The sequence below is a fragment of the Campylobacter sp. CNRCH_2014_2452 genome (assembly GCF_025772865.1).
In the GTDB taxonomy this organism is placed as follows: Bacteria; Campylobacterota; Campylobacteria; order Campylobacterales; family Campylobacteraceae; genus Campylobacter_D; species Campylobacter_D lari_D.
Map to the genome: position 1 here is coordinate 118,631 of NZ_JAKMSX010000002.1, position 16,031 is coordinate 134,661.

The 16,031-nt window shown below is 27.5% G+C and carries 15 protein-coding genes; all 15 read right to left on the reverse strand.

Annotation, left to right across the window (positions count from 1 at the left end; all coding sequences use genetic code 11):
* Window positions 1-19: 19 nt before the first annotated feature.
* The 15 genes from L8X38_RS01700 to L8X38_RS01770 all read right to left on the reverse strand — a co-directional run bounded on the left by L8X38_RS01700 (window position 20) and on the right by L8X38_RS01770 (window position 16,017).
* Window positions 20-1,603 carry a hypothetical protein gene (locus L8X38_RS01700; RefSeq protein WP_263661096.1) on the reverse strand — a complete coding sequence of 528 codons (1,584 nt, stop codon included), beginning with the start codon at window positions 1,601-1,603 and terminating at the stop codon, window positions 20-22.
* Window positions 1,600-2,181 carry an adenylyl-sulfate kinase gene (cysC, locus tag L8X38_RS01705; protein WP_263661097.1) on the reverse strand — a complete coding sequence of 194 codons (582 nt, stop codon included), beginning with the start codon at window positions 2,179-2,181 and terminating at the stop codon, window positions 1,600-1,602. Before cysC ends, L8X38_RS01700 begins: the two co-directional genes overlap by 4 nt.
* Window positions 2,182-2,189: 8 nt before the next feature.
* Window positions 2,190-3,905 carry an SLC13 family permease gene (locus tag L8X38_RS01710; RefSeq protein WP_263661098.1) on the reverse strand — a complete coding sequence of 572 codons (1,716 nt, stop codon included), beginning with the start codon at window positions 3,903-3,905 and terminating at the stop codon, window positions 2,190-2,192.
* Complete coding sequence (gene cysN / locus L8X38_RS01715) at window positions 3,902-5,326, reverse strand: sulfate adenylyltransferase subunit CysN (RefSeq protein WP_263661099.1); 1,425 nt, start codon at window positions 5,324-5,326, stop codon at window positions 3,902-3,904. The genes L8X38_RS01710 and cysN overlap by 4 nt, the downstream gene beginning before the upstream one ends.
* Window positions 5,326-6,219, reverse strand: a complete 894-nt coding sequence (gene cysD / locus L8X38_RS01720; protein ID WP_263661100.1) for a sulfate adenylyltransferase subunit CysD — start codon at window positions 6,217-6,219, stop codon at window positions 5,326-5,328. The genes cysN and cysD overlap by 1 nt, the downstream gene beginning before the upstream one ends.
* Window positions 6,220-6,221: 2 nt before the next feature.
* The gene (gene cysQ, locus L8X38_RS01725; RefSeq protein WP_258108320.1) at window positions 6,222-6,965 is read right to left on the reverse strand and encodes a 3'(2'),5'-bisphosphate nucleotidase CysQ; all 744 of its coding nucleotides are present in this window, start codon (window positions 6,963-6,965) and stop codon (window positions 6,222-6,224) included.
* A gap of 168 nt (window positions 6,966-7,133) precedes the next feature.
* Complete coding sequence (locus tag L8X38_RS01730) at window positions 7,134-8,261, reverse strand: class I SAM-dependent methyltransferase (RefSeq protein WP_263661101.1); 1,128 nt, start codon at window positions 8,259-8,261, stop codon at window positions 7,134-7,136.
* A complete protein-coding gene (locus tag L8X38_RS01735) occupies window positions 8,258-8,986 on the reverse strand; it encodes a glycosyltransferase family 2 protein (protein WP_263661160.1) in 729 nt (242 codons plus the stop codon). Before L8X38_RS01735 ends, L8X38_RS01730 begins: the two co-directional genes overlap by 4 nt.
* On the reverse strand, window positions 8,982-9,314 hold the full coding sequence (locus L8X38_RS01740; RefSeq protein WP_263661102.1) for a hypothetical protein: 333 nt from the start codon (window positions 9,312-9,314) through the stop codon (window positions 8,982-8,984). Before L8X38_RS01740 ends, L8X38_RS01735 begins: the two co-directional genes overlap by 5 nt.
* A gap of 2 nt (window positions 9,315-9,316) precedes the next feature.
* Window positions 9,317-9,652, reverse strand: a complete 336-nt coding sequence (locus tag L8X38_RS01745; protein ID WP_263661103.1) for a nuclear transport factor 2 family protein — start codon at window positions 9,650-9,652, stop codon at window positions 9,317-9,319.
* The gene (locus tag L8X38_RS01750; RefSeq protein WP_263661104.1) at window positions 9,633-10,373 is read right to left on the reverse strand and encodes a glycosyltransferase family 2 protein; all 741 of its coding nucleotides are present in this window, start codon (window positions 10,371-10,373) and stop codon (window positions 9,633-9,635) included. Before L8X38_RS01750 ends, L8X38_RS01745 begins: the two co-directional genes overlap by 20 nt.
* Complete coding sequence (locus L8X38_RS01755) at window positions 10,370-11,005, reverse strand: HAD family hydrolase (protein WP_263661105.1); 636 nt, start codon at window positions 11,003-11,005, stop codon at window positions 10,370-10,372. Before L8X38_RS01755 ends, L8X38_RS01750 begins: the two co-directional genes overlap by 4 nt.
* Entirely contained in the window at window positions 10,998-11,633 is a 636-nt protein-coding gene (locus L8X38_RS01760; protein WP_263661106.1) for a hypothetical protein, read from the reverse strand. The genes L8X38_RS01755 and L8X38_RS01760 overlap by 8 nt, the downstream gene beginning before the upstream one ends.
* A gap of 16 nt (window positions 11,634-11,649) precedes the next feature.
* Window positions 11,650-13,431, reverse strand: a complete 1,782-nt coding sequence (locus tag L8X38_RS01765; protein ID WP_263661107.1) for a hypothetical protein — start codon at window positions 13,429-13,431, stop codon at window positions 11,650-11,652.
* A 9-nt stretch (window positions 13,432-13,440) separates the two neighbouring features.
* Window positions 13,441-16,017, reverse strand: a complete 2,577-nt coding sequence (locus L8X38_RS01770) for a CDP-glycerol:glycerophosphate glycerophosphotransferase (RefSeq protein ID WP_263661108.1) — start codon at window positions 16,015-16,017, stop codon at window positions 13,441-13,443.
* Between the last annotated feature and the right edge of the window lie 14 nt (window positions 16,018-16,031).

Consider the following 16,031-nt stretch of genomic DNA (forward strand, 5'->3'; position numbering starts at 1 on the left):
AATTAAAAGAAAGATTATATCAAATTTTATTTCTGAATTTTCTTTTCAACTTCCTTACTTCAAACCACATCTTAACATACCCTCCCTTATACCAAGTTTTATTAGCTTGTATGAGAGCTTGTCCAAGTTTATAAGAAAGATGATTTTTAAGTTTTAAGACTTCTTGATAATCAGGATAGTTTTCTAATGGAGGTAATTTTAAAGAAGGATCTTTTTTTATTTTTTCTTGATAGATTTTTTGTTCTTGTTTGTGTGAAATTATTACACTTAATAATACCATAGGCATTATTAAGCAACCTAATATAGATTTTGAATTTACTATCATAGCTTGACCTAGCTTATAAGAGAGTTGATTTTGGATGCGAGATTTGACTGTACCATATTTAGTTTGAAAAGATAATTTAGATTGGGATTGATTGAGCTGAGTTAAATTTTCTTGCATGTTGCTTTGTAATTGATTAATATGAACTATATTAGATTTTATAATATTATCTTTTTCTTTTATATTTACTTGTAAGGATTTTATTTGAGCAGTTTGATCGGTAATAATTTTATCTTTATTCTGAATAATATTAATTTTATCTGCGATATTTTGATTTTTTGTTTTAACAATATCAGCTATAAATTCAGCTATTTTATCCCAATACTCTGGTTTCATTTCTTTGAGTTCATAATTTTCTTTATAATTGATTAAATCTTTTTTAGGAAATAATCTTTCTTTATGAGGAAAGAATTCTTTTCTTACCCATTCGTTTGACTCTTCGAAATAATCTATATAAGATTGCACCACCTCTTTTGAAGGCTGAAATTTAAGATGAGGATATTGTTTTACATTTGTACAATTTCTATCAAAATACTCAACTATATCAAAATATCTACTTTTAAACATAAAAGGGTTTAATCTATTAACCCTACTTAAAAGCTCAAATCCTATTAAATCCAAAGTTTCATTCTCTTTTATTGGAATTTGAAATTTCTCATCCCATTTCAAATCTACACTATATATAAAGTCTTTTAATAAATCTCCTCGATAAAATTCATTTTTATTAAACAGTCTTACAATTAAATTTTCTTTACCAAAAATTTCTCCCCACCACTGTAGTGTTTGCTTATAATCGCTTAAAATTTTTGATTTTTCGTTTTGGTAAGGATATAAAAAATGATAGTCCAAATGACTATTATCCTTGATAGCCTGCGAACACATAGATATAAACAACTCAGCAACATCTCTTAAATATACAATAATTTTTATATTATCGAAAATATATATTAGAAAATTATAAAAATATTTTATTTTTTGTTGAGAATTCAATAACCATTGTACATTTTCCATAGAAATAATAATTTTATCACAATTACACATCTTAATTTCATTATTTAAATTCTTAAATTCCCTAGAAAATATTTTCAAATCATCTGTCTTATTTAATAAAGTATTAAATTTGTGCGCAAAAGGATTATGATCATTCAATCTACCAATGTTTTTTATACTAATGGGATAATAATAATTCTGTTTTTGCAATAAACTACGATTTAAATATAAGAAATTTTGTATACTTGAAGTCCCTGTTTTCATAGTCCCTATATGTACATAAGCAGTCATTTATACTTCCCATTTAAAAATCTCAAAATCATATCCACATTCTCATTAAGATCTTCTTTTGTTATGTGTATATGTGGGTTTTTAGGTTTTTCATAAGGACTGTCTATACCTGTGAAATTTTTAATCTCTCCGTTTCTTGCTTTTTTATAAAGTCCTTTTGGATCTCTTTTTTCACAAATTTCCAAAGGTGTATCAACAAATATTTCTATATATTCATTATCTAAAAGATCTTTTATAAGCTTTCTATCTTTTTCAAAAGGCGATATAAAAGCGCAAAGTACTATCATACCAGCATCTATAAAAAGCTTACATACTTCTCCTATGCGTCTTATGTTTTCTACTCTTGAAGCCTCATCAAAGCCCAAATCTTTATTAAGTCCATGACGCACATTATCTCCATCTAAAAGATAAGTATGAAAACCTTGCTCAAAAAGTTTTTTTTCAACCGCATTAGCCAAAGTAGATTTGCCACTACCACTAAGCCCACTAAACCATAAAACATATGGTTTTTGATTTTTAAGTTTAGCTCTTTGAGTTTTTGTAATGCTACTTGTATGCCAAGTTAAATTTTTGCTCATTTTTTTCCTTAAAAACTAAAAAATACCGGAATTATAGTTAAAACAATAGCTGAATAAGTCAAAGAAACTATCCATCCTATTTTTATAAAATCAGTAGTTTTATACCCACAAATTGAACCTACCATCAAGTGAGTTTGATAACCATGTGGCATTAAAAAAGCACAACTTGCCCCGTAAGCAACCGCTAATATAAACGGAGTTGGATTAACTTCAAGCGCTAAAGCAGTACTATAAGCGATAGGAAAAGCCAAAGCTGCGGCAGCGTTATTAGTAATGATTTCAGTTAAAAGCAAAGTTAGAAGATAAATTCCCACAAAACTACCATATAATCCATACACTCCAAAAGTTCCTATAACAAATTCAGCCAAATCTTTAGCTAAACCACTATCAACTAAAACTTTAGTAATGGCTAAAGAAGATCCTACTATGATAAAAATTTCCAAAGGAAAGCGTCTTTTTACTTCATCAAAACTTATGATTTTGAATATAAACAAGCAAGCTAGAAACACTAGCAACGCTTTAAGCAAAGACACTAACTCCAAAGCAGATAAAGCAATGATGACTAAAAACGCAAAAATCACTATAAAACTTTGGATATTACTTAACTTTTGATTTTGCATAATATTTGAGATAATGTAAAAGTTTTTATTGATATTATCTCTTGAGTGAAAGTCCTTACCTACACTTAAAATAAGCCTATCTCCAGCTTGTAATAAACTTTGGCCAATTTTTGAAATATTTTTTGAGCCTCTTTTTAAGGCTACAATCCCTGCATCAAATTTAGCTCTAAAATTTGCTTCTTTAACGCTTTTTCCTATCAAATTTGACTCAGAATTTATAACAACATCTATTAAATTTAATGTTTCTAGTTTTAAATCTTGTGAGCCAATTTGCAAGCCATCAAATTTTTTCAAAGCCTCTAAATGTGTAATATCTCCACTAAAAATTAACTCATCTCCTTCTTTAATAAGCTCATTGTGACTAACAGGGGCGATAAGCTCATCTTTTCTTTGAATTTCAAGTAAAAACAAAAACTCTAAATTTCTTAAGCCATTTTCTTGTATAGTTTTTCCCACTAATGAGCTATTGTTTAAAACCTTAGCATTAATTAAATACTCATTAATGACATTTTCTCTTTCTTTATACTCAGGCAATAAAAAGCTAAAAATCAAAAGCACTATAAGCACTCCAACACTTATACAAAAACCTACCGCAAAAAAATCAAAAATCTTTAAACTTTCCAAACCATTTTGCACTACAAAAGAATTGACTATCAAATTAGTTGAAGTGCCTATCAAAGTCATAGTTCCACCAACTATGGAAAAATATGAAAGAGGGATGAGTAGTTTAGAAGGAGCTTGAAATTTGTTATTTTTTATAATACTCATAAAACTTGCCACTACTGCAGTATTATTTAAAAAAGCTGAAATACTAGCTGTAACAACTCCAAGCTTTAAAAGTGATAGATGATAATTTTTACCTATGATAAATTTAGAACACCAACTTATCACAACGCTTTTTTCTATAGCTAGTGAAACTAACAAAAGCAAAACAAGCACTATCAAAGATTCACTCGTGTAAGAGCTAAGCCAAGTACTTAAATTTAAATACCCCAAAAGATAATAAAGCACAGCTACACTACCAAATAAAATAAAAGGTTTGATTTTATTACTAATTAGCAAAAGAAGCAAAATTAAAATACTTAATGCAACAATAATTTTCATATTTTTTTACATCCCCACTCAGGATAGTTTTTTCTAATATAAGCATTAAGTTCTATTTCTGCTTGAGTATAAATTCTACTCTTTTCTTCGCTTGCTAAAATTTCTTCTACCATACCCGCTGCTAAGGTTTCATTAGAGTATTTATCTATGATGATAAAGCTTCCTAAAGTCCTATTGTCCTTATAAGCTTTAAGGGCTGTTTTTTTATTAAGCTTTAAGGTGCATTTAGCAATATCATTGAGTTTTAATTCATCGCTTTGAAATTCTTTGAAAGTATTAATGTCTTTTTTAAAATCAATTTTTTCAAATACTGCATTAGTAGTTAAATTTGCTATTTTGATAAGATAGTTTTCATTTAAATTAAATTTAACCTCACTCATCCATATCACCATAGCTTTAAAAGAATTTGAAATTTCTATACTATGATTTTTAGAAGCTATTACATCGCCTCTTGAAATGTCTATCTCATCTTCTAAAGTTAAAGTTATAGCACTTGGAAAGCTAACATTTTTAGCACTTTGAATTTTTTCATTTTTATCGGGTACATTCAAGTTTTTAATACTAGGTGTGATAATTTGTTTTACTTTACTTGTTTTTAAAGAAGATAAAATCACAACTTCATCTTTGATATTTATACTACCACTAGCAATATTTCCACAAAAACCTCTAAAATTTAAATGAGGGCGATTGACATATTGCACACTCATGATAAACTCATCACTTAAACTAGTAGCAATAGGCAAAGTATCTAAAAGCTCAGATAAGGTTTTTCCACTATACCAAGGCATATTAATACTTTTAGAAGCTATGTTGTCTCCATCTAATGCACATATAGGAACAAAGTGGGTTTTAATATGCTCATGATTTTTTAAGCATGGTAAAATTTCTTGATAATTTTTACAGATTGTATTAAAAATTTCTTGATTATAATCAATCAAATCCATTTTATTTACAGCAATAATAAATTGTTTTATACCAAGCAAACTCGCTATATAAGAATGTCTTTTGGTTTGAGCTAAAACCCCTTTTCTTGCATCTACAAGTATGATAGCAATATCAGCTGTACTAGCACCTGTTGCCATGTTTCTAGTGTATTGCTCATGGCCTGGAGTATCTGCTATGATGAATTTTCTTTTTTCACTTGTGAAAAATCTATATGCTACATCTATGGTTATACCTTGCTCTCTCTCGCTTGCAAGACCATCTACTAAAAGTGCAAAATCAAGCTTTTCTCCTGCATTACCAAGCTTTTTGCTATCTTTTTCTAAAGATAAAATTTGATCTTCAAAAAGCATTTTTGCATCATAAAGCATTCTACCTATAAGGGTAGATTTACCATCATCTACACTACCACAAGTGATAAATCTACAAAGCTCTTTATTTTCATGTTCTTTTAGGTATTTTTCTACATTTGTTTTCATTAAAAATACCCCTCTTTTTTCTTTTTTTCCATACTTGCTTCTTCATCAGTGTCTATAAGTCTACCTTGTCTTTCACTTGTTTTAGAAAGCAAAAGCTCTTCGATGATTTCTAAGACATTGCTAGCGCTTGAATTTATAGCTCCTGTTAGCGGATAGCAACCTAGGGTTCTAAAACGAACTAATTCTTCTTTAGCATTTTTAGCAAGTTCTTTTGGCATACGCTCATCATCAACCAAAATTTTAGCCCCCATGTATTCTACTACCAGTCGCTTTTTAGCAAAATAAAGACTTGGCAAAGGAATATTTTCTTTGTAAATATACTGCCATATATCAAGCTCAGTCCAATTACTCAATGGAAAAACTCTTATGGATTCACCTTTTTTATGACGACCGTTGTAAATATCCCATAATTCCGGGCGTTGATTTTTTGGATCCCATGAATGATTTTCATCACGAAAAGAATAAATTCTTTCTTTTGCGCGCGATTTCTCTTCATCTCTTCTTGCACCACCAAATACTGCATCAAACTGATATAAATCAAGCATTTGTTTTAAACCTTGTGTTTTAGCAATATCTGTATGCATGGATGAACCATGTATAAATGGAGAAAGATTTAATTCTTTGATTTTAGGGTTTTGATAGATAATAAGCTCCATACCAAGCTCTTTGGCACGTTTGTCTCTAAATTCTATCATCTCTTTAAATTTCCATGTAGTATCTACATGCACTAAAGGAAGTGGAGGTAAGCTTGGGTAAAATGCTTTTTGTAAAAGATGAAGCATAACCGAGCTATCTTTACCTATACTATAAAGCATAGCTGGTTTTTCAAACTCAGCTATTACCTCGCGGATGATATGGATGGATTGTGATTCTAAATATTCTAAATGGGTCATTTTTACTCTACTATAAAATATGGATTTAATAAATTTTCTTTATTATACACTAAAGGTTTTTTGGCGTAAAAATCATAAGTCATTTTCCCAACCTCTCTAACTATAGCATCAGCAGCAGCTACATCCCACTCCATAGTAGGAGCTAACCTTGGGTAAATATCTGCTTCATTACTAGCTACCAAGCATAGCTTTAAAGAACTTCCCATGGAGATAAATTCTTTTTGTTTGGTTGTTTGAATACTATCTACAAAATCTTTTGTTTGCTCATTTAAGTGTGATTTACTAGCTACAATTTTATAAAAATCATCATTTCTTTGTAAAGGTAGCTTTACACCATTTCTAAAAGCACCTTCGCCTTTTTTAGCACTATATAGCAGATCCAATGCTGGAGCATAAACTACACCCAAAACCGGAGTATCTTTATAAATCAAAGCTATATTTATAGTAAATTCTCCATTTTTATTAATAAACTCTTTAGTACCATCAATTGGATCTATACACCAAAAATATTCCCAATTTTTTCTTTGTTTATAAGGTATAGTTTTATTTTCTTCTGAAAGTATAGGGATGTTAAATCTAACAAGCTCTTTGCAAATAATCTTATTTGAGATGATATCTGCTTCACTTAAAGGAGAATTATCATCTTTATAAGAAATTTTAAAATCTTTATTATAAATTTCTAAGACACTTTTACCTGCTTTTATGGCTATGGAGGTTATATCTTTTAAGTTAATCTGACTAAACATGATTAACCTTTTCTTTAAATTTTCTTTTCAACTTCCTAATTTCAAATAGCAGTTTGATATACCCCCCCCCATACCAAGTTTTGTTAGCTTACATAAGAGCTTGACCAAGTTTAACAGTTCCAATATACACATATTTCCTTTTGATTTGTGAGTTATTAATTTATACAACTAGAAACAAATAACTTCTATAGCGATATTAATATTTTCTAAAATATCTTTTTTTATCTCCTCATTATAAACGCCAGCATTCAATATAACCAATGCATTATCGCTGTTCTTTAAAATTTTAGGTGATTTTACATATAGGTTAGTTCCATATAATCTTTTATCTTGTTTATTACTATCGTTATCTAATATATATTTAATTTTTGATACATCCAAACCATCATAAATTAAATTTTGACTAAATAAATGAGCACCAAATAAATATACTTCTTTAGCAGTTTCTTTTATAAGCTGATTTAATTTTTTAACTTCATTTTTATAATATTCTTTCATATCTAGAAATAATTTTTTGTTTTCTTCATAATCATTTTTCAATTCAATATTTTTTTGACTTTCGCTTTTTTTAGTAAGATAAAATATACTATGATCTTTAAAATATTTTTTAACAATTATTTGAAATTTATTTTTATATAACAGATATTCTATTAAATTTTCATTTAAAAATATGGTATGTTCAAAATTTATACAATTACCAAATTTACATTCTAACCACTTTTGCATATTAGGAAGGGAAAATATCATACACCCCCCCCCATTTAATGAATCTGAAATATCATTTAAAAATTCATTAGGATCATAAATATGCTCAAAAGTATGTGAATGCACTATAACATCGTATTGCTTATCTTTACAAATACTTTTATCAAAAAAACCATCAATATAGTTTACATTATTAAATTTATTTTTAGTATCAGGCTCAACTATCGTCCAATTAACTTTTTGTAATTTTAAAAAATTTTGCGCTAGTTTGCCATGTCCGCCACCAATTTCCAAAACATTTTTAGGTTTTACTTGAGAAATAAAATTCGCAAAAGTCTCATGATGCTCTTCCCAAATTTTACCTACGCTTCCTGCGTAATGACCATTTTTATATAAAATATCCAAAGGTATTAATTTATTTAAAAACAAAACTCCACTATCCTTGCAAATTGCAAATTCTTCTTCATAAATCAAATCGCTTTCGATATTTTCTGTAGTACAACCACAAAATAAAGGAAACCTTCTATTACTTAAAATTTCTATGTTTTCGCTATTGGTTATTGGACATTTACTCCTCTTGATTTGCTTCATTTTGTTTTCCTTTCTATATATTTCTGTAAATCTTCAGGAGTTCCAATACCATGCATTTGTTTATAATCAATGTTATATACACCTATTTTTGCTTTATCTTTTATCGCATAATTATATACAGGACAAGTGTAAAATTCACCATTTACACGGTCATTTTCTATAATCATATTTATCGCAGAATTTACAAATATATTTCCTCTATTAAAATAATAAATTCCAACTGTAGCGATATCAGAAATAGCTTCTTTTTCTTTTACGTATTCTACAGTATTATGTGAATCTATTTTAACAAAAGACCATTTTGGATTTTTCTCATTATCTATAAAAGTTAAAATCGATCCATCTAATCTGCGCTTGGTACAATCTTTAATATATTCATTAATATCCATATCAATTATTTGATCAGAATTTGCTATAAGCAATGGTATTTCATTATCAATCTTACTTTTAGCATAAAGAACCGTACAAGCGGTGCCTTCTGTTAATTTATCAATACCTATAAAATGCACATTAAATTTTGATCTTATATATTCAACTAGCGCCTGTTCGTTTTCGAGGTGTTCCTTTCTAGCTATTAGAATATAATTAGCATTTGGAATATATAAATTCTCAAGCACTCTAATAATCATTGGTTTACCTAAAACATCTATAAATGGTTTTGGTTTTAAAAATCCGGCTTTAGCAAAACGACTACCAAGGCCAGCCATAGGTATGACAACATTAATCATTTATTTCTCCCATATATTTATCTTCATTAGCTCCTGGAATTTTTACCACTACTGTAATAGTATCTTCCAAAGCTTTAAAATCTGTAGATTCTTTTGGATATATAGCTATAATATCATTTTTTGCATATATTTTACTACCCATTTGCACCTTACCCTCAATAATTACAGTAATTTCGGTAGCTATTTTGTGATAATGTTTATCTTCATAATCATCTTTTTTATAATGTTTCACACCAACTTCAACCGATTTAGTTTTTAAAACACTTGGGTTAAAGTCTCCAAGAAACCAACCGCGAATCATATCTTGTAAGTTAAATATTTCCATTTTCAATCCTTAGGAATATCTAAATAAGCTTTCAATTCTTTCATCTTTTCATTTTCCCACTTAATAATATCTACACCTTCCAATCTTTGTTTATCCAGCATTAGCTCAAACTCAATAATCGTAACATCACCTTCCATATAAATATTCTTAGCGCTAAAACTCAATTTATCACAACTATTAAATATATTCTTTACAATTTTCAAAGATTTACTTTTTCCTTCCACTCTTTTAACAATAGGATCCTCAAGTACAAAATCATCGTCAAGAAGTAAAGATACACCATTTAAATCTTTCTCGCCAAAAACTTTTATATATTGTCTAGTTAACTCTTTTAGCATTTCTTATCCTTTCATATTCACTAATTTTAGCATGACTATAAAAAGTAAAATAACGATTCGAATCAATAGTTATATTAATTACTTTTTTATTTTTTAAAATTAACTCATTTAAAGTTGAGGCTATGTAATATTTTCCCATATAATTCACATCTTTTTTTATAACATTTTTAGCAGCATTAAATAACAAATCTAAATTCTTAAAATAATAAAATCCAGCAATAGCATTTTTACTTATAGGTTTTTTTTCAAAAGACTCTAAAACAAAATTATTATTTTCGTTACATTTTACATAAGCCCATCTTGGATGAATATTCTCAAAACTCAACACGCCAGCATCGTATTGCTCAAATTTAAAAAGAATCTCTCTTAAATCATACTCAAAAATTTGATCCATATTAACCACCAAGACAGGATTTTCCTTTTGTATGTCATCTACAGCCATCATAACCGAGCAAAGCATTCCTTCTGTCTCATTTTTTAGAACTATTATTTTACATTTACCATCAGTTAAAACATTAACAGCATCATCCAAATGATACCTTCTAACATCATCTTGTTTTAAAATAAAAACAAAACGTTTTTCTTTCACACTATCATAGTTTCTTATGAAATGTTCTAACATAGTTTTGCCACAAATTTCAACAAATGGCTTTGGAAAGCCATCTTTATCTTCGCTAAAAAAATAGCTTTTACCCGCCAAAGGAACGACTATATCAATCATCTATTCTCCTTTTGGAAGTTATTAATATGCCTTAATATATTTTCATAATTAACTTCAGTGATTTCTTCTACTATCATTACATTAGCTCCACTAGCCCTAGCTGCTTTTATGCCGTTTTCATTATCCTCTATAATCATACATTCTTTTGGGTGTAAATTCATTTTTTCTATAGCCTTATTATACATCTCAGGATCAGGTTTCCCTTTTTCAACATCTTCATTAGAAATATAAAAATCCAAATATACATCAAGAGAAGCTTTTTGCATCATTATTTCTATAGTATTTCTAATAGAATTAGAACATACAGCCATCTTATAACCATTCTCTTTAAGTTTAGAAAGAGCATATTCATGGTGAAATCTTGGTTTACATAGACTGTAAACTAAATCCATGGTGTATTGTTGCTTTAGCTCATTAATAAATCCATGTAAGCCCATAGGTAAACCTCTTTCCAAAGAAAGCATTTTTAGTTTATCTTTTGTTGGCAAACCATCAAAGGTTGTAAGATGTTCTATACGAGAAATTTCCATTCCGAAAAGCCTTAGTGCTTTATTTAACGCATCATAATGCCAATCTTTAGCCTCAATTAAAACCCCATCCATATCAAAAAGTATTGCTTTAATCTTACACATTAAAAAACTCCCTTGCTTGAATAGGATAATCTGTACAAAGCATCAAATTATCATCGTTATCTAATTTTTTAAATATTTCTTTATATTCTTGCCACTCTTTTTTAAAACCCCTTTTATGTAATTCAGGAGAAACAATACATATTTTTTTATTATTTTCTAAATGCCCCTGAATAATCTTCTCATCAATCCAATGTTCATAAAATTCATCCATCCATACTCCGCACGCTTCATTATAAAAACTAGGTTGTTTTTCATATTCACTTTGTCTTGTAAAAACATTAAAGCCTGCTTTTATATAAAGCAAAGCATCTGGAACTGACATATCAAACACAAAATAGTTGTTAACATTATATTTCTCTAAAAACTCTTTTAAAATACTTTGAAGTCCATCGGCTTTTATATTTAATGCCAATGGAAAATTATTAGAGAATCTTTTATATAAAGCAAAAAAATCATCTAGAGTCAAACAACTACTATTTGACATATCATGTGATATAACAATTTGCTCTAACATATCTCGTAAATCAGTCTCAATACCAAAATCATTACAAAAACTTCGTTCAAACGCTTTTAAGGTATTTTTTTCAATCTCTTTAAACCAAAACCCACGGTGAGAAATAACAATCATACTACACTCAAATACATCATCTATTTTTAATAAGTATTAGAAATAATTCAATGGATAATCGAATATAACCACCTTTATACCAATTTTTATGAGCTCTAATTATTTTTTTTCCTATTTTACAAGCCAAATCAATAGTATAACTATCCAATTCATCAATATTTTTATTGTGATATATTTTATTTTTTTTCCATATGCTCCATAATTTAAACGGCATATAAAAAAAATTTATCAATTTTCCTTTACCTTCTAAAAATGTAATTCCTAATTTATAACAAAGCATTTCTTGAGTACGACAAAATTGTTCAAATCTATTAAATCTTCTAGAAGAACAAGATACAGTTGGATATTCATTTATAATATTCAAAAAGAAATTATTCCACTCGGATAATATATCTTTATCCTTTAAAAAACACTGCTTAAAATCACACAATAAAGCATTTCTAAAATCAGGAATTTTATAACCTATTTTAATCAAATCATTCTGAAAGTTAAATGGAATAATCTGTTTTACTAATCTAATTTTATTTAATGCTAAAAATTTATAGCTGACCTCGTGATTATCATACATATTTTTAATATACTCATTTTTTTCTAAAATATCAAATTGCTTGTATAATGAGGCATATCTCATTATAGTATTACGTCTTCCTGCAAAATTTCCACTACCGCTACCACCCCACAAAGTATAATAATCTGCAATTTCATCACCCTGTAAGTTGTAAACATTATCAGGGTCTATAATATCCCTCAATTCAATATCTGTTCTCAGCAGTATAATAAAATCATATCTTTTATTTTCTTTGTTTTCATATTCTTCTATAAGTTTACAAGCATTATACATTCCATAATACATAATTCTGCCCCTACTTGTGGTGCGAAAATCAGGTTGAGGTTGCATGCAATACTTTTTAAAAGAAATAAATTCTTTCTGAATATTTTCAATATCACTACTTTTAACTTTAGAAAAAAATTCACTTTCAAATAATCTAGCAGTATTCGGTAAATATTTTTTAAAGTCATCTTTGCTTTTTATATTTTTAGGTATTTTAGAATTTATCTCTTCAGTAAAGCACCTGTCTCCCCAATTTAACCCACCCATAAAGCCAGGCCACTCTTGATATTCATCCCAAGTAGACAAAAAACAATCTGCATTCAAATTTTGAACTTGGGACAATAATCTGCATAAGTTTTCTTTCCAATTTCCTCTTAAAACACCATAAAAGCATATTGCTATTTTATAATTATATTGTAAATTTCTAAAATTTAAAAAATATCTCATATTTCCACTGTAAATATCCCAATATCTTTTTCCTCCAATAGTATCTGTTACGGAATGCAAAAAAAATAAAAGATAATGAATTGAAATACCATGCTTCATTGGAACAAAAAATTGTTTCTTTTTTTCAAAGTCCGCTCTATCATAATAATCTATCAATAATTTTACAACATAAATTTTAGAAATTCTATAAGCAGAATTCCAAAAAAACTGCTTAAATATATCCAAGGACTCTTCAATCTCAAGTGTATCATTTAGGATTTTTCTTTTTAAGTAAATTATAGCAGCAATAATTTGATATTTATCTTTATAATTATTTATATGTATTCTTTCTATTTTAGTATTTACAAGCTCTGTTAAAACCAATTTATCTTGCAATGTATAGTCTGTTCTATTAATTAGTTGCTCAACACTACCTGTCTGATACAACAAATCAGTACAATCTTCCTCGTCTAGCAAACTAGCATTTGCAATTAACTCAAAATTCCAATATTCCTGAATCAATTTTGCTATTTTATTCATATATTACCCTCAAACTTTCTCACTACTTAAAATAACATTATATATCCTATGACAATTATAGTTATCAAAATAAGGAAAAGTATTAGAAATTCTATTTAAGTATTTATGTGATAATTTACAACCATTTTTTAAAAATACTTTTAAAAAAACTAACAGTTTTTCTTCTTCTTCAACAATTGGACCAAAACCATTGTCTTTATAATTAAAATAACCGTGTTTATAATGGTTGCAAAAAAAATCTTTTTTATCAAACTGATAATAAATAACTGGTTTTTTTAAATATGCCATCTCAAAAGCTACACTAGAATAATCTGTAATCATTAAAGAAGAATTGCAAAATAAATCTTGAATATTTTCATTTTGAACAATCTCTATATAATTTGGTATTTCAAAATAATGTAGATAAGGCCGAACTTCATGATGAAAATAAATCTTAATTCTATAATTTAATTTAGAAGTGATTTTTTTAATTTCGCTATTCAATAATAATGACTGTATTTTTAAAAAATAATTTGTTTGTAAAAATTCTTCTCCAAGTGTATTTTCTGGAATATATCTAAAGACATTATTATTTAAATAACTCCTCCAAGTAAAAAAAATCAGAATAGATTTAGGATTTTCTTTACTTGCATTATTATATAAATAATCATGTCTTGCAAATCCTGTTAAAAAAGTATCTTTTTCTGTATAATTAAAAAGCAACTTAGGATCATGTGCTATAGCATGATATTCTTGATTTGTTGCGGTTATGATTATATCAGCTTTCATTTCATTAAATGGACCATATAACCCATTTTGTGTAACACCATGTTGAAGAAAAATAAATTTCCTATTTTTGAAAAAATCAAACTTTAGACCATAATATTTATAATTATGCGATGCAATCAACACTCCTGATTTTAAAAATATATCATGAAAATCCGTGTCAAAATCTATTAAATTAAACCCTTCTTTTTCCAATCTACTCCAATCGGCGGAGTCTCTTTTTAATGCAAAAACAATCTTTTGTTCAGGATGATTTTGCATAATATATCTGTATAAATGCTCTGCGTTATCATTTGCATTCGTAGGTCTATCGATAAAAACCCATCTATTGTTAAAACCAAAATTACATTGAAACAAACCATCTATTGTAGTAATTGGAAATGTGGTATATTTTTTATTATTATAAACTATACTCCGACAATTGTTTTCAAAAAAACATCTCATCCAAATATCACTTTTCGAAATCTTAATCCACATTTTCCTCTCTATTAAAAAAAAACGGTTAAGAAATTTATGTATTTTGTCTTTTTTATAATATGGAACGATATTCTTTTCATCAATTTCAACCTTAACATTCTTATCTAAAGTATCTATATAATACCTTAAAAGAATTTCCTTGTTTTTATAATCCACTCTTTCTATATAAACTTCAGAAACATCCAATTTCTCATTTTTAAAGCAATTTAAAATTCCTTTCTTTTCGAAATTGTAAAATCCTTTATAACTGCAATTTAAAATAGTAGCAGAATCTATATATGAAAAATTCTTATCTAATAAATCTAAATATTCACGCTTTTCTTGTTCATTCATAAAATAAAGTTTTTCGGAATTATTTACGATAGATCTAACTTGCCATGCAAAATGATACAATACAGAATATTGCACATATAAAGGAACTCTATTTAAATTAAGCTTCGCATCAATTAGCAAATCTAGCGTCCCCAATTTTGAAGCTTGTAAATATAAGTTAATATTTTTTGAAGCTTGATCGATTATAGAATTGCCACTTGATCTTTTTCTATAAAAATATTTTGCACTAGATATATATGCAACTTTTTCATTTTCATGACGAATAAAAAATTGATTGGTAAATTTTAAATCTTCATTAAATTGTCTGAGTTTTTCATCAAAATACAGACCAGATGTTAAAATTTTTTTTACAGAAAAAAAAGCAGATTGGACACCTAGTTGTATAAAATCATTAAGATTACAAACCTCTTTTATAAGATATTTTTTTTTAAATTTGAAATTTAATGGGTGTTCGTCTTTATATTGTTTTTGTTTTTCATAATAAAAAATTAAATTACACCCTATCATACAAATATCATCATCTTGATGAGTCGATAAAAATTTATCTACTTCATAAAAATAGTTTCTATCTAAAAAATCATCCGGATCAGTAAAGGTAACCCAAGGAGTTTTATAATTATTTTCTTGTATATATTTTAAACCTAAATTTCTAGCACTAGATAATCCGCCATTTTCCTTATAAAGATAAACGATGTTTTTTGGGTATTTTTTTTGATATTTTCTAATAATATTTGCAGAATTATCAGTAGAACCATCATCTACTAATATCATAAAAATATTTTTTTTAAAATCAATTCTTTGATTAATAATAGAATTAAAATAATCATCTAAATATTTTTCTACATTATATACAGATGAGATTATTGTATATTGAGTAAAACCTTTGTATTTTTTAGGAAGGTATTTGTTATATACACCACTCAACCAAAAAACTTTTTTTTCTATAGCATCTTTAAAGAATAACTTTGGGTTAGTTCTAAGCTTTCTTAATTTTTTAGAATTTAAAATCATATTTAACCTTTTAT